Origin of the sequence: Roseateles sp., assembly GCF_019237615.1 — a bacterium.
GTDB lineage: Bacteria > Pseudomonadota > Gammaproteobacteria > Burkholderiales > Burkholderiaceae_C > Pelomonas.
In genome coordinates, this window is the sequence record NZ_JAFAGT010000085.1 from 220,829 (window position 1) to 239,560 (window position 18,732).

An 18,732-nucleotide genomic window follows, 5' to 3' on the forward strand; every position below is an offset into this window, starting at 1 on the left:
CATGCCGCCATGCCGCTGCTTGATGCCGAAGCCACGCTCCTCCCCGATGCGCTGTTGACGCTGTGCCCGCCCAGTGCCGCTGGCGAGGAGCGCGTGGCCGTCGAGACGCCGGTCGCGTTGACGGTCAACGGGGTCTCGCAGGCCGTCATGCTCGCCACGCCGGCCGACCTGGAGGACTTCGCGCTGGGCTTTGCGCTCAGTGAGGGCTGGATCACGTCGCGGCGCGAGTTGCTGGACGTGGACGTCGTGACGCGGCCCGATGGCGTGGAGCTGGCGCTGCACGTGACTGCCGCCCGCGAGCAGCACCTCAAGGCACGCCGCCGCCTGCTGGCCGGTCGCACCGGCTGCGGCCTGTGCGGGCTGGAAAGCCTGGCCCAGGTCGGTGCCGTGCAGCCCGCGCCGGTGCGGGCGCCCCTGCTGGCCGAGGGCGCACTGGACCTTGCACTGGCCGGCCTGCATGCGGCGCAGGTGCTGAACGCGCGCTGCGGCGGCCTGCATGGCGCGGCCTGGTGCCTGCCCAGCGGTGAGCTGCGGCTGGCGCGCGAGGACATCGGGCGCCACAACGCGCTGGACAAGCTGGCCGGCGCCCTTGCCCGCCACGAGGCGGACCCGCGCGACGGCTTCGTGCTGATGTCAAGCCGCGCGAGCTATGAACTGGTCCACAAGACGGCCATGGCGGGCGCGGGCCTGCTCGCCTGCATGTCCGCGCCCAGCAGCCTGGCCATCGAGACGGCCAGCCGCCTGGGCCTGCAGCTGTGGGCCTTCGTGCGCGAGGGCCGCGCGACCCGCTACGCCTGAGGCCCGGCCGGCGCCGCGATCTCCGGCGCCCGCTCGCCCTCGCCGGCGCTGAAGCAGCGGACGACGATGCGGTCGCGGCCGGTGCGCTTGGCCTCGTAGAGGGCTTCGTCGGCCGCGGCGTACATCGTCTCGGGCGTCAGCAGCGGCGTCGGTGCGGCCCACCAGGCCAGGCCGAAGCTGGCCGTGACGATGCGCTGCGGGTTGTCCTCGTGCGGCAATGCCAGCGCATGCACGGCGGCGCTGAGCCGGCCGACGAATTGCTGGGCGGCGATGGCCGAGGGCGCCGAGAAGATGACGCCGAACTCCTCGCCGCCGAGACGGAACAGCGCATCGGTGGAGCGCTTGAGCCCGTGCTTGAGCGTCTGCACCATGGCCCGCAGCACGGCGTCGCCGGCCTGGTGGCCGTAGCGGTCGTTGTAGGCCTTGAAGTGGTCGATGTCCAGCATGCACAGGCCCACCGCCTGGCCGCACCGGGCACCGGTCAGGGCGGCCAGGCAGACGTCGTCGAAGTGGCGCCGGTTGAAGGCACCGGTCAGCGCATCCAGGATGGCCAGGTCGCGCAGCTGGCGGTTCGCGGCCTCCAGTGCGCGGGCGTCATCCTGTACGCGCTGCTCGTCGGCCTTGCGGCGCGAGATGTCCAGATGGGTACCGGCCAGCCGCAGCGGACGGCCACTGGCGTCGCGTTCGAACACGCGGCCGCTGCTCTGCACCCAGACCCAGTGGCCTGCCGCATGGCGCATGCGGAACTCGGCCGCGTAGCGCTCCTCCTGGCCGCCGAAGTGGCGCTTGAGCGCCTCCCTGGCCCCGGCCAGATCGCCCTCATGGCACAGCCGCTCCCAGGTCTTGCCGCTGACGGGTTCCAGCTCCGTGCGGCTGAACCCCAGCATCTGTGCCCAGCGCTCGTTGATGACGAGGCGGTCGCTGTCGAGATGCCAGTCCCAGGTGCCGGCGGCGGTGCCGTCGATCACGTTGCTCAGGTGCTGGCGGTCCTCCGCCAGCACGGCCTCGGTACGCTCCAGGCGACGCCGCACGACCAGACTGCGCGCCACGGCCACCGCCACGAGCAGCGTAGCCAAGCTGCCCGCGGCCAGGACCAGCAGCGGCATGCGGTCGCCCGCTGCGCCGAACGCGCCTGGCCGGGGCCGCAGCACGAGCTGCCACGGCCGCCCACCGACATCGACGCTCAGCGCCATGTCGCGCTCGCCGGCGCGGAAGGGCTCGCCGGCCCTGGACGCGTAGATGAGGCGATGCGCCTCTTCCTGGTCGAAGACGAAGACGTCCAGGCCGTTGGCGTCCGCCCGCAGGGCCGCCTCCGACATCAGCGCGGACAGCTCGACGACGCCGGCCAGGAAGCCACGCAGCTCGCGCCGGCGCGCTTCCGCACCCACCGGCCGTGGTACGCGATAGACCGGCGCCGACACAGCAAATCCGCTGCGGGCGCCGCCCGGCTGCCCACGGCGGATCACGGCAAACACCTCCGACGCGATCGGAACGCCGGTGTCGCGCGCAATCAGCTTGGAGTGCATGCGGCGCGGGTCGAATGCCATGTCGACGCCGACGGCCGCCTCGCTCTCGGGCCAGGAGTAATGCACGGGCACATGGAGCTCGCGCACCTGCACAGTCACGAAGCCGCCGTCCGGCCCGCCGGGCGCGGGCTCGACGACGCGATAGCCCGGCTGCTCGCGCGCCGCCTGCCTCTCGAACTCGGCCAGTTGCTCGTGCGGCACGACGGGCTGCCATTCCAGCAGCGTCATGGCCGACGCATCGTCGATCAGGCCGGCGCCATAACGCAGGAACTGCTCATGCGTCAGCCCGGGCTCGGCCGACAGCATCTGCCCGGCGGCCTGCAGCGCCTCCACCACCCGCATCAGTTGCCGGTCGAAGGCGTCGACAACGCTCTGCCCCATCGCGCTCAACTGCTCTCGCTCCTGCGCCGCCGCCTTCAGCGACAAGGAGCGGTAGGCGCCCAGGCTGCCAGCCAGGCCGACCAACAGCACGAGCGCCACCAGGGCCACGTCCACGAAGGAGGGCCAGAGCCCGCGGCGCGGCCGGGTGTTCACGGCCGCGCCTCCAGCGTAGCCACGAGGCGCTCGTAGAACTGGGCCTGCTGGCGCAGGAACTGCGCCGGGTCCGGAGTCGCACGGATGCGCGCCGATGCGGCAAGCGCCTCGGTGCCAGCCTGCCATTCGGGATCGGCGGCGACCTGATCAAGCAGGTCCCGCCAGCGCCCGACGGCCTGCGCCGACATGCCCGCCGGACCGAGCAAGGCCGACCAGCCCTGCAGCTGCTGCATGTCGCCCAGGCCCAACTCGGCGGCGTTGCGCAGGCGCGGCAGCGAGCGCAGCCGCCCCTGCGCTGTCGTCATCAGGCCGCGCAAGGCCCCCGACTGCACAGCCGGCACGATGCTGCGCGCGTTGTTGCAGCTGAAGTCCACCTCGCCCTGAATCAGGGCCTGCGTCACCTGCGAGCCCTGGCCGAAATGCAGCGGCCGGGCCGCGTCGTCCGCCAAGCCGCCCAGCGCGAGCAGGTAGCGCACCGCCACGTGCTGCAGCGTGCCGGCGCCCGCCGTGCTGTAGCGCAGCCGGCCCGGTGCGGCGGCGATGGCGGCGAGCAGCTCCTGCATGGACCCAATGGGCGAGCCACTGCGAACAGCGCAGATGAGCGGCGCCTGGTCAAGCACGGCCAGCACGGTGAAGCCGCTGGCCGGCACGGCCGTGCGCGGCGATAGCGCCGGCAGGATGGCCACATTGCCGACCCGCCCCAGCAGCAGCGTATGGCCGTCCGGCACAGCCAGCCCGACCGTCCGCGCCGCCGCGGCGCCCGACTCGGCCGTCAAATAAGTGATCTCGAATGTGCCAGCGCCGGCACGCGCCGCGCTCCGCACGAGATTGCGGGCCGACCCATCCGCCTCGCCGCCGGCCATGAAGGGCACGAACAACCGGACGGGAGCCGGCGATGTCGGGCCGCTGGCGAACACGGGCCCACCTGCTAGCAGGCCAACCATGGCCACCAGCACAGTGCCCCAACCAGACCTGACCCTACTTCTTGTCTTGACTACCACGAAATCGATCATAAATGACCGAATAAGTGCATGTTTCGACAAATTTTGATTAAAACGGCCCATCCGTGACGGATGGCCCGGAAGCAGCCAAAACGCGCGGGCTTGGGTTTGGTGGGCTTGGTGGGCAGGTCCGCCCGAATCGTCCCGAGTGCGTCAAGCCGCCGACCATGCCGTCGCTGGCTCGATGAAAGCTGCCCACCGCTTTCGCGCCAGCCTGCCACCCATCCGGAGTTCCTCGCCCATCAGCACCGCTTGCAGATATGATTTACTGTGAAAAACACCAGTTGTTTCTGCAGCGACTCAGCCGCGCGGCCCATGCAAATGAGGGCCCCCACCCGCCTGAGTATCTGGTAAACCCTTGGACACATCCCAACGTTGACGGGCATGTCGACACTTCTTGGAGGGCCCCATCATGACCTTTGATGGATATCTGAAGGACGGCGGAGTCCGCTCACCTGAGGGCGCGGGCGACTTCATTCAGCTCAACGAAGACGCCCTGCCGGTAGCGGTTCCTCGTGGCTATGTGGGACCCGTGTACCTGTCGAATGGACGGCAGGTCTGGTGGACAGGCCGCGTCGCCATCGGCCTGCGTCACTACGCGCCCCGGCACACCGAGGAGGTGTCGCAGGCGACCGAGTGGTTGCAACGACTGATGCTCCGCCAGCGCTCATGCGTTGCTGCTGCGGCCCGAAAGTGACGCAGCCTCAGGTTTCACGCGGTCAGCACATGGGCTGATGAGGCTACCCTCGCCTCACTCGCGTGGCAGTACGGCCACGACGCGCGCGGCGCCGTCATCACACTGATCGCCGGTTTCGCGAGCGCGGTGGGCTGGCCACTCACCGCGGCGCTGGAAGCTGCCTTGGGCTGGCGCGTCAACAACATCCAGCGCGCTGGCCTCCCAGCACGACAGCGGCGAGGCTTTATGGCCCCGGCAGCATCCGGCGCCCCGTTTCCTGCACTTCATGTTGGTCCGCCAGAATGGCGCGCGCCATTGATGCACCGTCATGAAGCCGAGTTCTACGCCTGCAACCGGATCACTCGTATCTGCACAGTCCGCGGGGGCCGTGTTTCTGATCTTTCTACGCCTGGGGCTGACCTCCTTTGGCGGCCCTGTCGCACACCTGGGCTACTTCCGCACCGAGTTCGTCGAGCGGCGCAAGTGGCTTGACGACGCGAAGTTCTCGGACGTCGTCGCGCTGTGCCAGTTCCTGCCAGGTCCGGCGAGCAGCCAGGTAGGCATCGCCATTGGCATGATGCGCGCGGGGTGGTTGGGCTCTGTCGCGGCTTGGCTTGGCTTCACGCTGCCATCTGCGCTTTTGCTGATTGCTTTCGGCTACGGCATGTCCCGTTTCGGTGGCCTGGCCGATTCGGGCATCGTCCATGGACTGAAGGTCGTCGCCGTGGCTGTGGTCGCTCAGGCAGTGTGGGGCATGGCCAAGTCGTTGTGCCCGGATCGTCCGCGAGCTGGGCTGGCCATCGTGGCGGCGCTGCTGACGCTGGTGCTGCCGAGCACGCTCGGGCAGATCGGCGCCATAGCCGCATCGGCCGTTGTTGGCGTCACCCTGCTCAGGGCGGCGGCTGCGACGCCCAACCAGGAGCCGCTCGGCATCCTGTCAAGAGCGTCCGGCGTGGCATCGCTGGCGGTGTTTGCCCTGCTCCTCATCGGCCTTCCCGCAGCGGCGCAGTTGTCGGCATCCCCGTTGCTGGGACTGCTGGACGGATTCTTCCGTGCGGGGGCCCTCGTGTTCGGCGGCGGCCATGTCGTGCTGCCGCTGCTCCAATCCGTCGCGGTTCCTTCGGGCGCCGCCAGCAATGCCGAGTTCCTGGCGGGCTATGGCGCTGCCCAGGCGATCCCAGGTCCGCTATTCACCTTCGCCGCTTACCTCGGGACGGTGATGGCGACGCCGGTGCAGGGCTGGATTGGGGGGCTGCTTTTCCTGGTCGCCATCTTCGCGCCGGCGTACCTGCTCGTCATGGGCGTCCTCCCGTTCTGGGACGGGCTGCGCCAACGGGCGACTGTTCGTGCGGCCCTGGCCGGGGTCAACGCCGGCGTCGTCGGCATCCTGCTGTCAGCCCTCTATGACCCCGTCTGGACAAGTGCCATCAGCTCACGGGCCGATTTCGGGTTGGCACTGTCGGCCTTCGGGCTCTTGGTGTACGGACGGGTCCCGCCGCTGGCTGTCGTGCTGCTGACCGCCGCAACTGGTTGGTTGCTGGACCTTTGATCATCAGGGCATGGCTTTGCAGTCTGCCGTTGCGGCCGATGAAATGCCCGGCCTGCCGGGTGACCTTGCTCCCGAAAGCCGGATCCCTTGCCGAGTGGTCGAATCCTGGCAAGGGGACCCGGCCGGGGAGCGACGCAGTGCGTTCGCCTCTCTCCCCTGCGTTGCCAGGCCGTTTCATCCGCGATAAACGGCGTGCCAGTGGCTCCTGCTTTGCGAAATCGCAAAGCAGCCCCCCGAGACGATCTCCAAACTCCCCGCACCGCCCGCCCATCGTCCATGACGAGCCGACGCTCAGTTTGATCAGAAATTGAGCCCCTGTCGGGCCATCTGCCGGCCAAGCACCGGAGCGCCGTGCCGGCGTTCCCGCCGGACGGGGATCCAGCCGGCTTGGCAGCTAGGGCGCGCCAAACAACAGGACCGACTGAACGAGGGGCGCCGATGATCACCTTGACAATCAACGGCACGCAGGTGGAGGTGGACGATGGCGCCACCCTGCTCCTGGCGGCACAAAAGGCCGGCATCCTCATACCCACCCTGTGCCACCACCCTCGCATGCCGCCGCTTGCGGTCTGCCGCATGTGCGTCGTCGAAGTCCAGGGAGTGGACCGCCTGCTGCCTGCCTGCGCCACGGCCGCGAAGGAAGGGGCGGTAGTCGAGACGGAGAGCCATGTCATTCGAGCCTTCCGGCAGGCCGACGCCGAATGGCTGCTCGCAAGGCATCCGAACAACTGCATGCGCTGCGAGGTGAACGGATCGTGCCGGCTGCAGTCCCTGGTTTTCGAGCACCAATGGGCCGACCGCTGGTCCCACCTGCCGATCGCTTCGCCAACCACTGGAGAGCACGTCAAGATGGACCACACCTCTGCGAGCATCTGGCGCGAGCTGTCGAAATGCATCGAGTGCGGCCTGTGCGCGCAGGCATGCGGCGATGCGAGGCAGCAGCAACATGTAATTGGATTCGCCGGGCGCGCCAGCGAGCGCTTACCCGTGACGGTTTTCGACCAGCCTCTGGCGGCTACGCGCTGCATCTCATGTGGACAGTGCACCCTGGTATGCCCGGTGGGTGCCCTGGTCGAAGCGCCCGCTTGGCACGAGGTGCTCAAGGTGCTGGACTCCCGAAAGCGGCTGTCCGCCGTCATGGTCGCGCCCGCGACGCGGGTCGCCATCAGCGAGGAGTTCGGCCTCAAGCCCGGCACCGTCAGCACGGGAAGGCTGATCAACGCGCTGCGGCACCTGGGCTTCAATCATGTGTTCGACGCCAATTTTGGAGCCGACATGACGATCATGGAGGAAAGCGCGGAACTGCTGGGACGCATCGCGGACCGCCGCAGGCTGCCGCTGTTCACCTCCTGCTGCCCAGCCTGGGTGAACTGGATCGAGATCAACCGGCCGGACCTGCTGGCGCATCTCAGCGAGACCCGCTCGCCGCAACAAGTCCTTGGCGCATTGACGAAGCGCGGTCCCTTTGCGCGCAAGCTTGCAGGAAACTTCGCCGACGCCAGGGCCGAACCATTCGTCGTCAGCGTGATGCCCTGCACGGCCAAAAAGGACGAGGCGCTACGGCCCGGCCTGTGCGACGACGTCGACCATGTCCTGACGACTCGCGAACTGGCAAGGATGATCCGATCGCGCGGCATCGCATTTGGCGCGCTCAACGATGACGGATGTTTCGACGATCCCTTGGGCGAAAGTACCGGCGCGGGGCAGATCTTCGGCGCCTCTGGCGGAGTCATGGAAGCGCTTGTGCGCACAGCCTCCTTCGTTGTCCGCGGAGACAGTGCACTCCCACTGGAGTGGCATCGGCTCCGGGGTGTCGATGAGGGCATCAAGACGGCAGACATTCCTGGGATCGGACGAGTCGCCGTCTGCAATGGCATCGCCGTCGCCCAGCGCCTGCTGCAGTCCGACGACTGGCGCGCCGAATACGTCGCCATCGAGGTGATGGCTTGTACGGGCGGTTGCCTGGGCGGCGGTGGCGAGCCCAAGTCGCTGGACCCGTGCATCCTGCAGACGCGCGCCCAAGCGATCTACGGCATCGACAGCCGCGCCCCCCGGCGTCGCTCGCACGAGAACCTGTCCGTGCAGGCTCTCTATTCCGAAGAGCTCGGGGAGGCCAACTCGTCCACGGCCAAGGCAATGTTGCACACGAGCTATGCCGCGCGCGGCTCCAAGCGTTCGCTGCTGATGCGCTTCCTCGACGCCGTCGACCGGCGGGATGAAGCAGCCGCCGCGAGGCTGTTCCATCCTGATGGCGTGTGGATCACGAGCTCGTCGCTCGGCAATGCCCATGGCGCTGCGGATGTGCAGCGGTTGATCAAACACCTTCCGCCCCGCAGGCTGGGGCCGGAATACCTGCGCCACCGCATGGAGGTCGCGGCATCAGCCGACGATCTCACCGTCGTGACGCCCGAGGGGGCACGATGCCGTTTCGAGCTCGAACTGGGGACGGCTTGCGTCGACGGTACGCCCACGGCATTGATCGGGCGACTGGTCCGGCACGTCCTGTAAAGCCGGCCATCCGCGACGCCGGTCCCGTGCGGGTCCGCCTGGAGACCCTGAGCCTGGCGCCAGATTTGGCGCAGTGCGTCTGCAAGCATTCCCGGCACGTCGGCACTCCAGCGACAACAAGTGCGACCACCGCCTCACAGCTTGGCTGCGGGCGTACGAGTTGGCGTTGAGCCAAGCCGGGACCGATCCGACGATGAATATGCCGCATTGAGCTTCGTCAGCAGCACTCGCCGGTCTCACGCATGAGGTGGCTGCGCCCGGCCGCAGAAGACGCACGCTGCCTTGACGTTTGACGGATTGACGTGAGATCCGGCAGGAACCTGACGTGAAGATGCATACACCCGGCCACGGAAGAGGTGCTTAGCCATGCGATCGAGCAGATCTTGACCCCAAGCGTCGTCGAGGAGAACACTACAGCATCATGAGCCGTGAGGATCCCGGTCGCCTTTCTCCCGCAACGGCCACGCCAAGCACGTGGCCGAATCCCATGCACAAGCGATTGCGCCAGATCATGCGCATCGAAGACGCCAGACTCCCGCGACGTTCCGTTTGGCTACCCATAACCTGCCCTCCCTGACCCACCGGTGGAATGTCGCTATCCGGTCCGCTGCCGACACGGTGTACGCAATGATCCCGCTGCGGCCGTGGATCCGCGAATGAAGCAGGCCAGGTGGCCTGACGGCAGCAAGTCTTGCAATGTGGGCGGCGACAACGCCATCGGATCGGGTCTGTGAGGGCGGCTGTTTCCAGCCATGACCATCAACGTAGGCGCCGAACTGCTCCGCATCAGGAACTATCCGATTCTGCCGCGCGGACTCTAGGGCCCACGCACAGCTTCGAGGACACCCTCGGCGACCTCCGTCGCCATTCTTGATGCAGATCAAATCGCTGCACGCCCAGGTCGAGAGAATGATTCAGGAGCACCCGACGGGAGTTCGCGATGGACCATCCGACCGAGTTGACCGATATCCCCGGCGGCAGGCGCCGCATGATCCGGCCGCGGGGCGCCTGGATCATGGCTCTAACGCTCGCCTTGCTTGCGCTGGCCGCCGGGCCGGCGCGGGCGGTCCCGCTGTTCAACCGCCAGACCGGCCAGAACTGCGTGGCCTGTCATGCGGGCGGCCAGTTCCCCGAGTTGACACCCTATGGCCGCCTGTTCAAGCTGACTGGCTACACGCTGGGCCAGCGCACGGCGGTGCCGCTGTCGGCGATGGCGGTGGTATCCGCGGCGACTGTGGCCAACACCAGCAAGAGCCTGAGCCCGGGATCGGACTTCCAGAAGGACAGGGACTTGATCCTCGCCACGGCCAGCCTGTTCGTCGGCGGCAAGATCACCGACAACGTCGGCGCCTTCGTGCAGATCACCTACGACCCCTACGCGGTGAGCAACGCCGACGGCTCCTTCTCGGGCCACACGAATGCCGACAACATGGACATCCGCTGGGCCGACCGCTTCATCAGCGGGGAGCGCGACCTCATCGTCGGCCTAAGCCTCAACAACAACCCCTCGGTGTCAGACCCGTGGAATACGGCGCCGGCCTGGATGCAGTACGTACCGGTGCCAAGCCCCACCAGCTACCAGTTCATCGACGGCACGACGCCCTATCCAGGCTATGCCTCAGGCGGCAACATCGCCGGGCTGACCGCCTACGGCTTCCTGAACCGCACGTGGTACGGTGAGGTGGGAGCCTACGGCACGGCGCGGGGGCCGCTGTCCTTCGTGACGCGAGGCGTAGCGCCGCGCACCACGCTGCGCGGGCTCAACCCCTACTGGCGCCTGGCCTGGAACCATGAATGGGGGGCACACAGCCTGATGCTGGGAACGGGCGGCATGCTGGCGCGCATCTACCAAGACCCAGGCGACCCCACGACGATAGACCGCTATCGTGACTGGAACCTGGATGCGCAATACCAGTACCTGCTGGACCCACACGCACTGACGGCCCAACTCGTGTATGCCGGCAGGCGGCACAGCTATCCGGCCGCGCAGAGCGGTCAGCCGGTCGGATTCGTAGACCCGGCCGGCAATGCGCTGGCCAACACCAACGCCGCGGACAGCACCCGCTTGCTGCGCGCCAAGCTCAGCTACGTCTACCAGGCGCGTTACGGTGGCAGCTTCAGCCTGTTCAGCCTGACGGGCACGACCAACACGGCCAACCAGAGTTCGGGCTTTGATCCCGCGACGCTGACCATCACTGCCACCGACCCCAACGCGACGCAGCTCTCCTTGCCTGTGAACGGCAACCTGTCCGGCAACCCCGGCACTCGCGGCTGGACGCTGGAGGCCTTCTGGATGCCAGTGCAGTACATCCGCATCGGCGCCCAGTACACGGGCTACTCCCGCTACAACGGCGCCGCCAGCAACTACGACGGCTTCGGCCGCAATGCCAAGGACAACAACTCGCTGTTCCTCTACATGTGGGTGGCGTACTGAAGCCGCGGGAGAAGACCATGACATGCACCAGACTCACGATTTCGCGGGCGTCCTGGGCCGTGCTTGCGCTGGTGGCCGGCTGCGCCAACCCCGAACGCTCGCGCGATGTCGCCAATCCGGCCGTGTCCGGCGCCGTGCTCGCTCAGCAGGTGTGCTCGATGTGCCACGGCCTCGGCGGCACGGCGGTGTCGCCGAATTTCCCGAACCTGGCCGCGCAGACGGATGTCTATCTGGTCAGCCAGCTCAAGAATTTCCGCGCGCGCCAACGCCGAGACCCGGCCGGCTTCGAGTACATGTGGGGCCTGAGCCATGCGCTGACGGATGCGCAGATCGACGGTTTGGCGGCCTATTTCTCTCGGTCCACGCCGCAGCGCCAGCGTGTGGAAGGCAAGGCCGAGCGCATCGCCGCCGGCCAGCACATCTTCGAGCAGGGCCTTCCGGCCAAAAACATCCCGGCCTGCGCCGGCTGTCATGGCGACAAGGGCCAGGGCAACGGCATGTTCCCGCGCCTGGCCGGCCAGCACGGCGACTACCTGGTCAAGCAACTGACCGTGTTCCAGCGAACCGACGAGCGCTCGGATGCGCAGACCATCCCGACTGGAGCGGTGATGAAGACCGTGGCGCATCAACTCGGTCGCGAGGACATTGCCAACGTCGCCGCCTACGCCCAAGCCATGCCGAACCGCTGAGCTCCGGCGTCACGCTTGCACACCCTGGAGTCACGCGGCAACCTGCCAGTTCCTGATGTCGAGCAGCTCGGCGCATGCGTTGACGCGGGATGTCTCGAAGCCCCCGCCCCCAGGACCTCAATCAGGTGATGCCGCTGCCAGCAGTGCCGCATGTCCAGTTCGCGCAGGATCGGGCGGAGATTGCGCGACGACTTGGTGTTTAGGGTGCCGCTGCAGGCAACCTTGCGTTTGATCAACCAGCGCGATCCCCGATGCCCTTAGCGTTGCCACGGAGGACACGAAGTTCCATGCATACGCCATCAAGAAGCACCCGAACGACAATCCCCGCCACGCCTTGCAGCTCGGCGGCGCGAGAAGCGCTTGACCTGGACAGGGCTCGGGCCGTGCTGGTCGCGCGTCGGGATGACCTGCGCCAGCGGCTCGAGCGCCCCTTGACTGACGCCAACTTCGAGCGCGAGGTGACCGATCAGAAGGACGAGGCCGAGCATAACGAGGCGACGCAGATCGAGGAGACGCAGCGGGCCCTCGAACTCGCGGAGCTCGTGGAGGTGGAGGCCGCACTGGAGCGCTTGGCCGGCGGCTCGTATGGCAACTGCGTTGACTGCGGCGAGGCGATCCCGCTGGCCCGGCTCGGCGCCAATCCCGCGGCGACCCGTTGCGCGGCCTGCCAGTCGGCGCAAGAGGTCCGCCAGCGGCTCGGTATCTGAGCAGGCCGCGCCGGCGCTCGTTCGCCACGGTCCCTGTCAGGGCGGCACTTATTGATTCCGCGCAAAGCGCGCCGCCGTTCGCCTGCCTAACCTGCACCTGCCCGGGCGTCCTTTCCCCCGGAGAGCTGGAGATGGTCATGGCGATGAACGTCGGCGCAATCGACCGGGTGCTGCGGGTTCTCATCGGTATCGCATTGGTAGGCGCCGCAGCGCTGGGATTCATCAGCCCCATCGGGTATGTCGGGCTCATACCTCTGGCGACGGGCGTTGCCGGGTATTGCCCCATCTACCGCATCTTCGGACGGCGCTCGTGAGTGCCTTGAACGGACTGCGGTTGCAGTTCCTCGGCGCGACCGGCACGGTGACGGGATCCCGCTACCTCGTCGAGTTCCGTGGGCGTCGCCTGCTCGTCGACTGCGGGCTGTTCCAGGGCCTGAAGCAGCTGCGCCTGCGCAACTGGGCGCCGCCGCCGGTGCCCGCAGTGTCCATCGATGCCGTGCTCCTCACGCATGCCCACATCGATCACAGCGGCTACCTGCCCCGGCTGACTGCCGAGGGTTTCCGCGGACCGATCTACGCCTCGCCCGGCACGGCGGAGCTGCTGGCCATCCTGCTGCCGGACTCCGGCCGCCTGCAGGAGGAGGATGCACGCTACGCGAACCGCCACGGCTTCAGCAAGCATTCGCCGGCACTGCCCCTCTACACAGAGGCCCAGGCACTGCAAAGCCTGGCGCAGGTCAGGCCCCGGGAGTTCGGCAAGGCCTTCGAGCCCGTGCCGGGTCTGCTGGTCAGCTTCAGCCACGCCGGACACATCGTCGGCGCAGCGTCGGTGCATCTCGCGACGGACGCCGGATCCATCACCTTCTCGGGCGACCTCGGCCGCACGGACGATCCCGTCATGCTGCCGCCAGCCGCTGCGCCGGACGGCGACGTGATCGTCATCGAGTCCACTTACGGTGACCGCCTGCACCCCGCTGCGCCCAGCGCCGACCAGCTCTGCGACGTCGTCTCGCGCACGGCAGCACGCGGTGGCACCACACTGATCCCGGCATTTGCCGTGGGACGTGCGCAGGCCATCCTGCACGCCCTCCTGCGACTCAAGGCGGAGGGAAGGATCCCTGACCTGCCTCTCTACCTCAACAGCCCCATGGCCTCCCAGGCCACACGGCTGGTGCATTCGCACATCGACGAGCACCGGCTGACGGACGCGGACCGGTGGGATCTCGCGGAGAAGGTGCGCTACGTGCGCACGGAGACCGAGTCTCGCGCGCTGAACCGTCCAGGCTATCCCAGCGTCATCGTCGCCGCCAGTGGCATGGCCACCGGGGGCCGCGTCCTGCACCACCTGGAAGCGCTGGCGCCCGATGCGCGCAACACCATCCTCTTCGTAGGCCACCAGGCCACGGGCACGCGCGGCGCGACCCTGCTCGGAGGTGCCGACCGCGTCCGCATCCACGGCCAGTGGGTGCAGGTGAGGGCCGCGGTCGCCGCCATCGAGGGCATGTCGTCCCATGCCGACCGCGCCCAGTTGCTCGGCTGGCTGGCCACGCTCCACCGTGCGCCACGCCATGTTTACGTCACGCACGGCGAACCGCAGGCTGCCGATTCGTTGCGGCAGGCGATCGAGGAGCGCTTCGGCTGGCCAGCGTCCGTACCCGAGTACCTCGACACCGTCATTCCCGAGGAGTTGCCGTGTCGACCTTGAAGCCGCAGGCGTCCGTGCCTGCCGATAGCCGCTCAGTTTCGAAGAGGTGCCCATTCCCGACACCCTTCCGGGCCGGCTATCCGCCAAGACGCGCGAGTCCCTGGCCCAGTCGCCCGGCGTGCTGCGCGAGCGCGGGGCCGCCGCCGGGCGATTTCGTGTCGACCGTCTTCGGCATGGCACCGAACGCCAGAGCCCTGTGCCGCTCCATCGTCGGCACGCCGGGACCTGGGCAAGCCTCTACCTGTGAGCCGCATCAAGGGACGCACCGAGCCGACCTTCGCCCGACCCGCCCGCCAACACGCCAGGAGTGCAAGCCATGACCTATCGCAGCATGCTCGTCGCCCTCGATGCGACCCCTGCCAACGCGCCGCGTATCGACACCGCCATCGCGCTGGCGAGGGCCTTCGAATCCCACCTCATCGGCCTGGCGCCCGCGGTGGCCGTCGACCTGCAGGCCCTGCAGGTCGCAGCCGCCATGGACGACTACGCGGCGCGCGCGAGCGCGGCCATGATCGCGCGGGCCCGCGACCTCGCCCACCATTTCCACGACCGCTGCAATGCCGCTGGGCTCCGGTCGTTCGAGGCGCTGGCCGACAAGCGGCCCGCGCCGGAGTCCGTGCCAGCGCACGCCCAATGCGCCGACCTGCTCGTGATGAGCCAGCCCGACCCGTCGCTGCCGAACTATCGCCAACACCTCGCCGACCTGGAGCAGGTGCTGATGTCCTGTGCCCGGCCGGCCCTGCTCGTTCCGTACAACCAGCGCGAGCCGCTGCGCATGCGCCGCGCGATGGTGACCTGGGACGGCAGCCGCGAGTCGGTCCGGGCGATGACCGATGCGCTGCCGCTGCTGCGCCGCGCAGAGAGCGTGGCCCTGATTCACTGGCGTGCTCCGGCCAACGACAACCGAACACTGGAACGACTGGACTGTCTGCGGCAATGGCTGGCGTTTCAGGGCGTCGAGGCCGAGCCGCACGACGAGGCGACAACGCTGGCCGTCGGTGACGCGTTGCTGAACTCGGCATCGGACCTGGGCTCGGACTTGATTGTCATGGGCGCCTACGGCCACGCGCGTTGGGCCGAGCGGCTGTTCGGCGGCGTGTCCCGGTCGCTGCTGCAGACGATGACGGTGCCGGTGCTGATGTCGCACTGAAGTCGCCTGTCGGATGCAGGGCCTTGACGGCCATCAACGGAAGTTCGGCCACGAAGCAGTGCGGTGACCTGCATGACGACACCCCCTCGCTGCGCCCTGCTCTTCGCCAGCGTCCTGACCGCGCTGACGTCTGCAACCGACGCGGCGGCACCCGCGGTCCGAGCGCCTGTCAAGCCCCGGCCATCCCGCCTCGCTACGGGCTTCCAGCGCGGCGCGCCCTGGCATGTCGGCATCTTCATGTCCGGCGAGGAAGAACCCCGCATCGGGTCGGGCTTCTTCCTGGACGACAAGGGTGCCATCGCGGCCGTTGCCCATCTGATGGGCGAGGTCCGGCAGATCCTGGTCGCGCTGCCAGACAAGCGGGTGGTCGCTGCCGACTTGGAGGGCGTGGACGAGAACACTGACATCGCGCTTTTGCGCATCGCCACGCCCTCGCGGGCCCGGCCAAGCATCGCCAAGCCCGGCAGCACCCGGGCCGGCGACCGGGTGATGGCCGTCGGCCAGCCTTTCGGACTCGAGCACTCCGTGGCGGTCGGCGTCGTCAGTGGCAAGGACAGGCACTTCAGCGACGAGGCAGAGCTGATGTTCATCCAGAGCGCCGTCGCCCTGAATCCAGGCAACGCCGGCGGCCCCCTGCTCGATGCCGCGGGCGCGACCATCGGCATGAATGCGCGCGCCATCGTCGGCCCGGTCGGTACGCCAGGCGCGAGCCTGGCCATCCCGATCGACATCCTGCTGCAGGTGATCAGCGAGCTGCGCCGCGACAACCACACGCCGCCCCGCCCGCGCCTGGGCATGCAGTTCGACGACATCACGCCGCTGATGGCCCGGTCCAGTGGCCGGCAGGACATCAGTGGCGCCGTCACCCTGCCTGTACCCCACGGCAGCCTGGGCGAGCAACTGCCGCTGCACGCCGGCGACATCGTGGGCTGGCCCATGCTGCGGCGCGGGATGGCTCAGGGAAGGCTGTTGCTGACGGCCGTGCTGGGCATCTACGCCGCGGCGCTGCAGGCTGGCCGCGAAGCCGACGTGGCACGCGCGCTGGCGATGATCGGCCTCACGACTGGCAACCTGTTCCTCGTTGCCGCCAACATGACCGCCGGCGACGGGCTGCGGGCGCAGTCGGCTCCAGGCGCGCGCCCTTTCTGGGGTGTCAGTTGGGCCGCGACCGCGGCGCCGGCCGCCGCAGTCCTCGTGCCGGCCGCCAGGGGCCTGCTGCACTTCGGCGCCCCAGCGAGCGATGAGGTCGCCTGCACCTTGGGAGTTGTCGCCCCGTCGGTCGTCCTGGGCGCCGCGGCAGGCCGGCGGATGAGCGGCGCACGGCATTCGGCGGCCGGTGGCGTCGAGCCATGGGGGAAAGGCACATGACGCAGCTCCGGAGATCACCGCGCGTCGACTTCGGCCGCCGCGTGCTGGCGCTGGGCCTGGCCTGCGCGCCGGCCGTCGGATTCGGCGCGGCGGCTGCACCCAGGGTGCCCATCCTCGTCTATCACCGCTTCGCCGCGCAGGCGCAGGACAGCATGACTGTGCGCATCGAGAACTTCCGGTCGCACCTGGACCTGCTGCAGCGGCTGCAATGCCAGGTGGTTCCCTTGTCCGAATGGGTGGCCTGGCGGCTTGCCTGGGCACTCGGCGAGCGCGCCGCGCTGCCGTCTCGCACCGTCGTGCTGACCGCCGACGACGGGCATCGAACCCAATTCGAGGTGATGGCGCCGATGCTGCGGGACCGCGGCTGGCCGGCCACGCTGTTCGTCTACCCGTCCGCGATCTCCAACGCCGGCTACGCCATGACCTGGGCACAGCTGCGCGAACTGGCCGTCGACCCGCTCTTCGCCGTGCAGTCCCATACCTTCTGGCATCCCAACCTGGTGCGCGACCGCGCGCACATGCCGGCGGCCGCCTTTCAGCGCTTCGCCGCGGACCAGCTCGTACGCTCCCGCGAGACGCTTCTCGAACGGCTGGGCCGCCCGGTCACGCTGCTGGCCTGGCCCTTCGGCCTCAGCGACGAAGGCCTGGCCCAGCAGGCCCGGGAGGCCGGCTACGTGGCCGCCTTCTCGCTGGGCAACCGTTCCGCCATGGCCGATGGCCCCTTGTTCGACGTGCCACGCCACCTGATTGTCGACAGCGTCGATGCGAGGCAACTCGGCGCCCGGCTCGAAGCGGCGTTCAACGGCAAGGCGGTGTCGTGATGACTGCGGCCAGGATCGGAGCGTCGCTGGTGCTCGGCCTTGCAGCGCAGATGGCGCAAGGCCTGGACGTCGTCGTTCGGGACGCTCTGTCGGGGCATCCCGTCGCCAACGCCACCGTGGTCGTCTGGCCCGATGAATTCCGCAGCGACGACCAGGGCCGGCTCGCCATCCCCGCAGCGGCCGACGGAACCCGCATCGACGCACGGGCGCCCGGCTATGCCCGGTTCCGCGGCGCGGCCGGCCCAGCGCCACTGGTCATCACACTGCAGCCGCTGCGCCCCAAGGCCCTGTACCTCTCTGCCTACGGCATCGGCAGCGCCAAACTGCGCGGCGACGCGCTCAGGCTCGTCGCCGAGACCGAGCTCAACGCGCTCGTGATCGACGTGAAGGGGGACCGCGGCATCGTGCCCTACCCCAGCGCCGCGCTGGCCGCGGCGGGCGTGGCCCAATCCGTCGTTACCGTGCGCGACATGCCGGCCCTGATGGAGAGCCTGCGGGCCCAGGGCCTGTACCTGATCGCCCGCATCGTCACGTTCAAGGACGATCCCTATGCCGAGGCTCATCCCGCCTGGGCCGTCCACGACGCCCGCGGCAACGTCTGGAAGGATCGCGAGGGCCTGGCCTGGATCGACCCCTTCCGGCGCGAGGCATGGGAGCACAACCTGGCCCTGGCCGACGAGGCCGCGGCGCTGGGGTTCGACGAGATTCAGTTCGACTACCTGCGCTTTCCCGACGCCACGGGGCTCGCCTTTGCCGAACCGGACACCGAGGACCGGCGCATCGTCGCGATCGGTGCGTTCCTCGACGCGGCGCGGCACAGGCTCGCCCGTCATAACGTCTTCATCGCCGCCGACGTCTTCGGCTACGTGACCTGGAACCGCGACGACACGCACATCGGCCAGCGTCTCGAATCCATCATCGCCCACGTAGACTATCTGTCGCCCATGCTTTACCCGTCGGGCTTCACGTTCGGCATCCCAGGCTACCGCGACCCGGTGGCGGCCCCCTACGAGATCGTCTATCGCAGCCTGCAGCGTGCACTGGAGCGAACCGGTCTGCCCGCGACCCGGCTGCGGCCCTGGCTGCAGGCGTTCCGCGACTATGCCTTCGATCGCCGCATGTTCGGCGAGCGCGAGATCCGGCTGCAGATCGAGGCCGCTGAGTCGCTCGGCACGGACGGCTGGATGCTCTGGAACGCTGGCAACCGCTACCAGGAGGGTGGCCTGGACCGGGAGCAGCCTGCAAGGCCCTGACCGGCCGCCGAGC

General features: G+C 68.6%; 15 protein-coding genes. 13 read left to right on the top strand and 2 right to left on the bottom strand.

Features of this window, described 5'->3' with window-relative positions; genetic code table 11:
* Positions 1-9: 9 nt before the first annotated feature.
* Positions 10-798 (top strand): formate dehydrogenase accessory sulfurtransferase FdhD, encoded by a 789-nt coding sequence (gene fdhD, locus JOY88_RS17740; protein WP_293503954.1) that lies wholly within the window; start codon positions 10-12, stop codon positions 796-798.
* Here fdhD and JOY88_RS17745 read toward each other — a convergent pair.
* Together JOY88_RS17745 and JOY88_RS17750 are read right to left on the bottom strand one after the other, a co-directional pair.
* Positions 789-2,858: a sensor domain-containing diguanylate cyclase gene (locus JOY88_RS17745; protein ID WP_293503955.1), complete on the bottom strand. Its 2,070-nt coding sequence runs from the start codon at positions 2,856-2,858 to the stop codon at positions 789-791. The two genes, fdhD and JOY88_RS17745, sit on opposite strands and share 10 nt — an antisense overlap.
* Entirely contained in the window at positions 2,855-3,775 is a 921-nt protein-coding gene (locus JOY88_RS17750) for a tripartite tricarboxylate transporter substrate binding protein (RefSeq protein WP_293503956.1), read from the bottom strand. The genes JOY88_RS17745 and JOY88_RS17750 overlap by 4 nt, the downstream gene beginning before the upstream one ends.
* 496 nt (positions 3,776-4,271) lie before the next feature.
* Between JOY88_RS17750 and JOY88_RS17755 the strand changes: the two genes are divergently transcribed.
* The 12 genes from JOY88_RS17755 (at position 4,272) to JOY88_RS17815 (ending at position 18,719) form a co-directional block, all read left to right on the top strand.
* Positions 4,272-4,556, top strand: coding sequence for a hypothetical protein (locus JOY88_RS17755; protein ID WP_293503957.1), 285 nt, complete (start codon positions 4,272-4,274; stop codon positions 4,554-4,556).
* A gap of 307 nt (positions 4,557-4,863) precedes the next feature.
* Positions 4,864-6,084 (top strand): chromate efflux transporter, encoded by a 1,221-nt coding sequence (chrA, locus tag JOY88_RS17765; protein ID WP_293503958.1) that lies wholly within the window; start codon positions 4,864-4,866, stop codon positions 6,082-6,084.
* Positions 6,085-6,522: 438 nt separating this feature from the next.
* Positions 6,523-8,592, top strand: coding sequence for a [Fe-Fe] hydrogenase large subunit C-terminal domain-containing protein (locus tag JOY88_RS17770; RefSeq protein ID WP_293503959.1), 2,070 nt, complete (start codon positions 6,523-6,525; stop codon positions 8,590-8,592).
* Between the two features lie 940 nt (positions 8,593-9,532).
* Positions 9,533-11,026: a cytochrome C gene (locus JOY88_RS17775; protein ID WP_293503960.1), complete on the top strand. Its 1,494-nt coding sequence runs from the start codon at positions 9,533-9,535 to the stop codon at positions 11,024-11,026.
* Between the two features lie 17 nt (positions 11,027-11,043).
* A complete protein-coding gene (locus tag JOY88_RS17780) occupies positions 11,044-11,715 on the top strand; it encodes a c-type cytochrome (protein WP_293503961.1) in 672 nt (223 codons plus the stop codon).
* Positions 11,716-12,146: 431 nt separating this feature from the next.
* Positions 12,147-12,422 carry a TraR/DksA family transcriptional regulator gene (locus JOY88_RS17785; protein WP_293503962.1) on the top strand — a complete coding sequence of 92 codons (276 nt, stop codon included), beginning with the start codon at positions 12,147-12,149 and terminating at the stop codon, positions 12,420-12,422.
* Positions 12,423-12,559: 137 nt separating this feature from the next.
* Positions 12,560-12,736 carry a YgaP family membrane protein gene (locus tag JOY88_RS17790; protein ID WP_293503963.1) on the top strand — a complete coding sequence of 59 codons (177 nt, stop codon included), beginning with the start codon at positions 12,560-12,562 and terminating at the stop codon, positions 12,734-12,736.
* Positions 12,737-12,750: 14 nt separating this feature from the next.
* Complete coding sequence (locus tag JOY88_RS17795; RefSeq protein WP_293503993.1) at positions 12,751-14,127, top strand: MBL fold metallo-hydrolase RNA specificity domain-containing protein; 1,377 nt, start codon at positions 12,751-12,753, stop codon at positions 14,125-14,127.
* A gap of 316 nt (positions 14,128-14,443) precedes the next feature.
* Positions 14,444-15,277 (top strand): universal stress protein, encoded by an 834-nt coding sequence (locus tag JOY88_RS17800; RefSeq protein ID WP_293503964.1) that lies wholly within the window; start codon positions 14,444-14,446, stop codon positions 15,275-15,277.
* A 72-nt stretch (positions 15,278-15,349) separates the two neighbouring features.
* Positions 15,350-16,645, top strand: coding sequence for a S1C family serine protease (locus tag JOY88_RS17805; RefSeq protein WP_293503965.1), 1,296 nt, complete (start codon positions 15,350-15,352; stop codon positions 16,643-16,645).
* Positions 16,642-17,466, top strand: coding sequence for a polysaccharide deacetylase family protein (locus tag JOY88_RS17810; protein WP_293503966.1), 825 nt, complete (start codon positions 16,642-16,644; stop codon positions 17,464-17,466). Before JOY88_RS17805 ends, JOY88_RS17810 begins: the two co-directional genes overlap by 4 nt.
* Complete coding sequence (locus JOY88_RS17815; RefSeq protein ID WP_293503967.1) at positions 17,466-18,719, top strand: putative glycoside hydrolase; 1,254 nt, start codon at positions 17,466-17,468, stop codon at positions 18,717-18,719. The genes JOY88_RS17810 and JOY88_RS17815 overlap by 1 nt, the downstream gene beginning before the upstream one ends.
* The last annotated feature ends 13 nt before the right edge of the window (positions 18,720-18,732 follow it).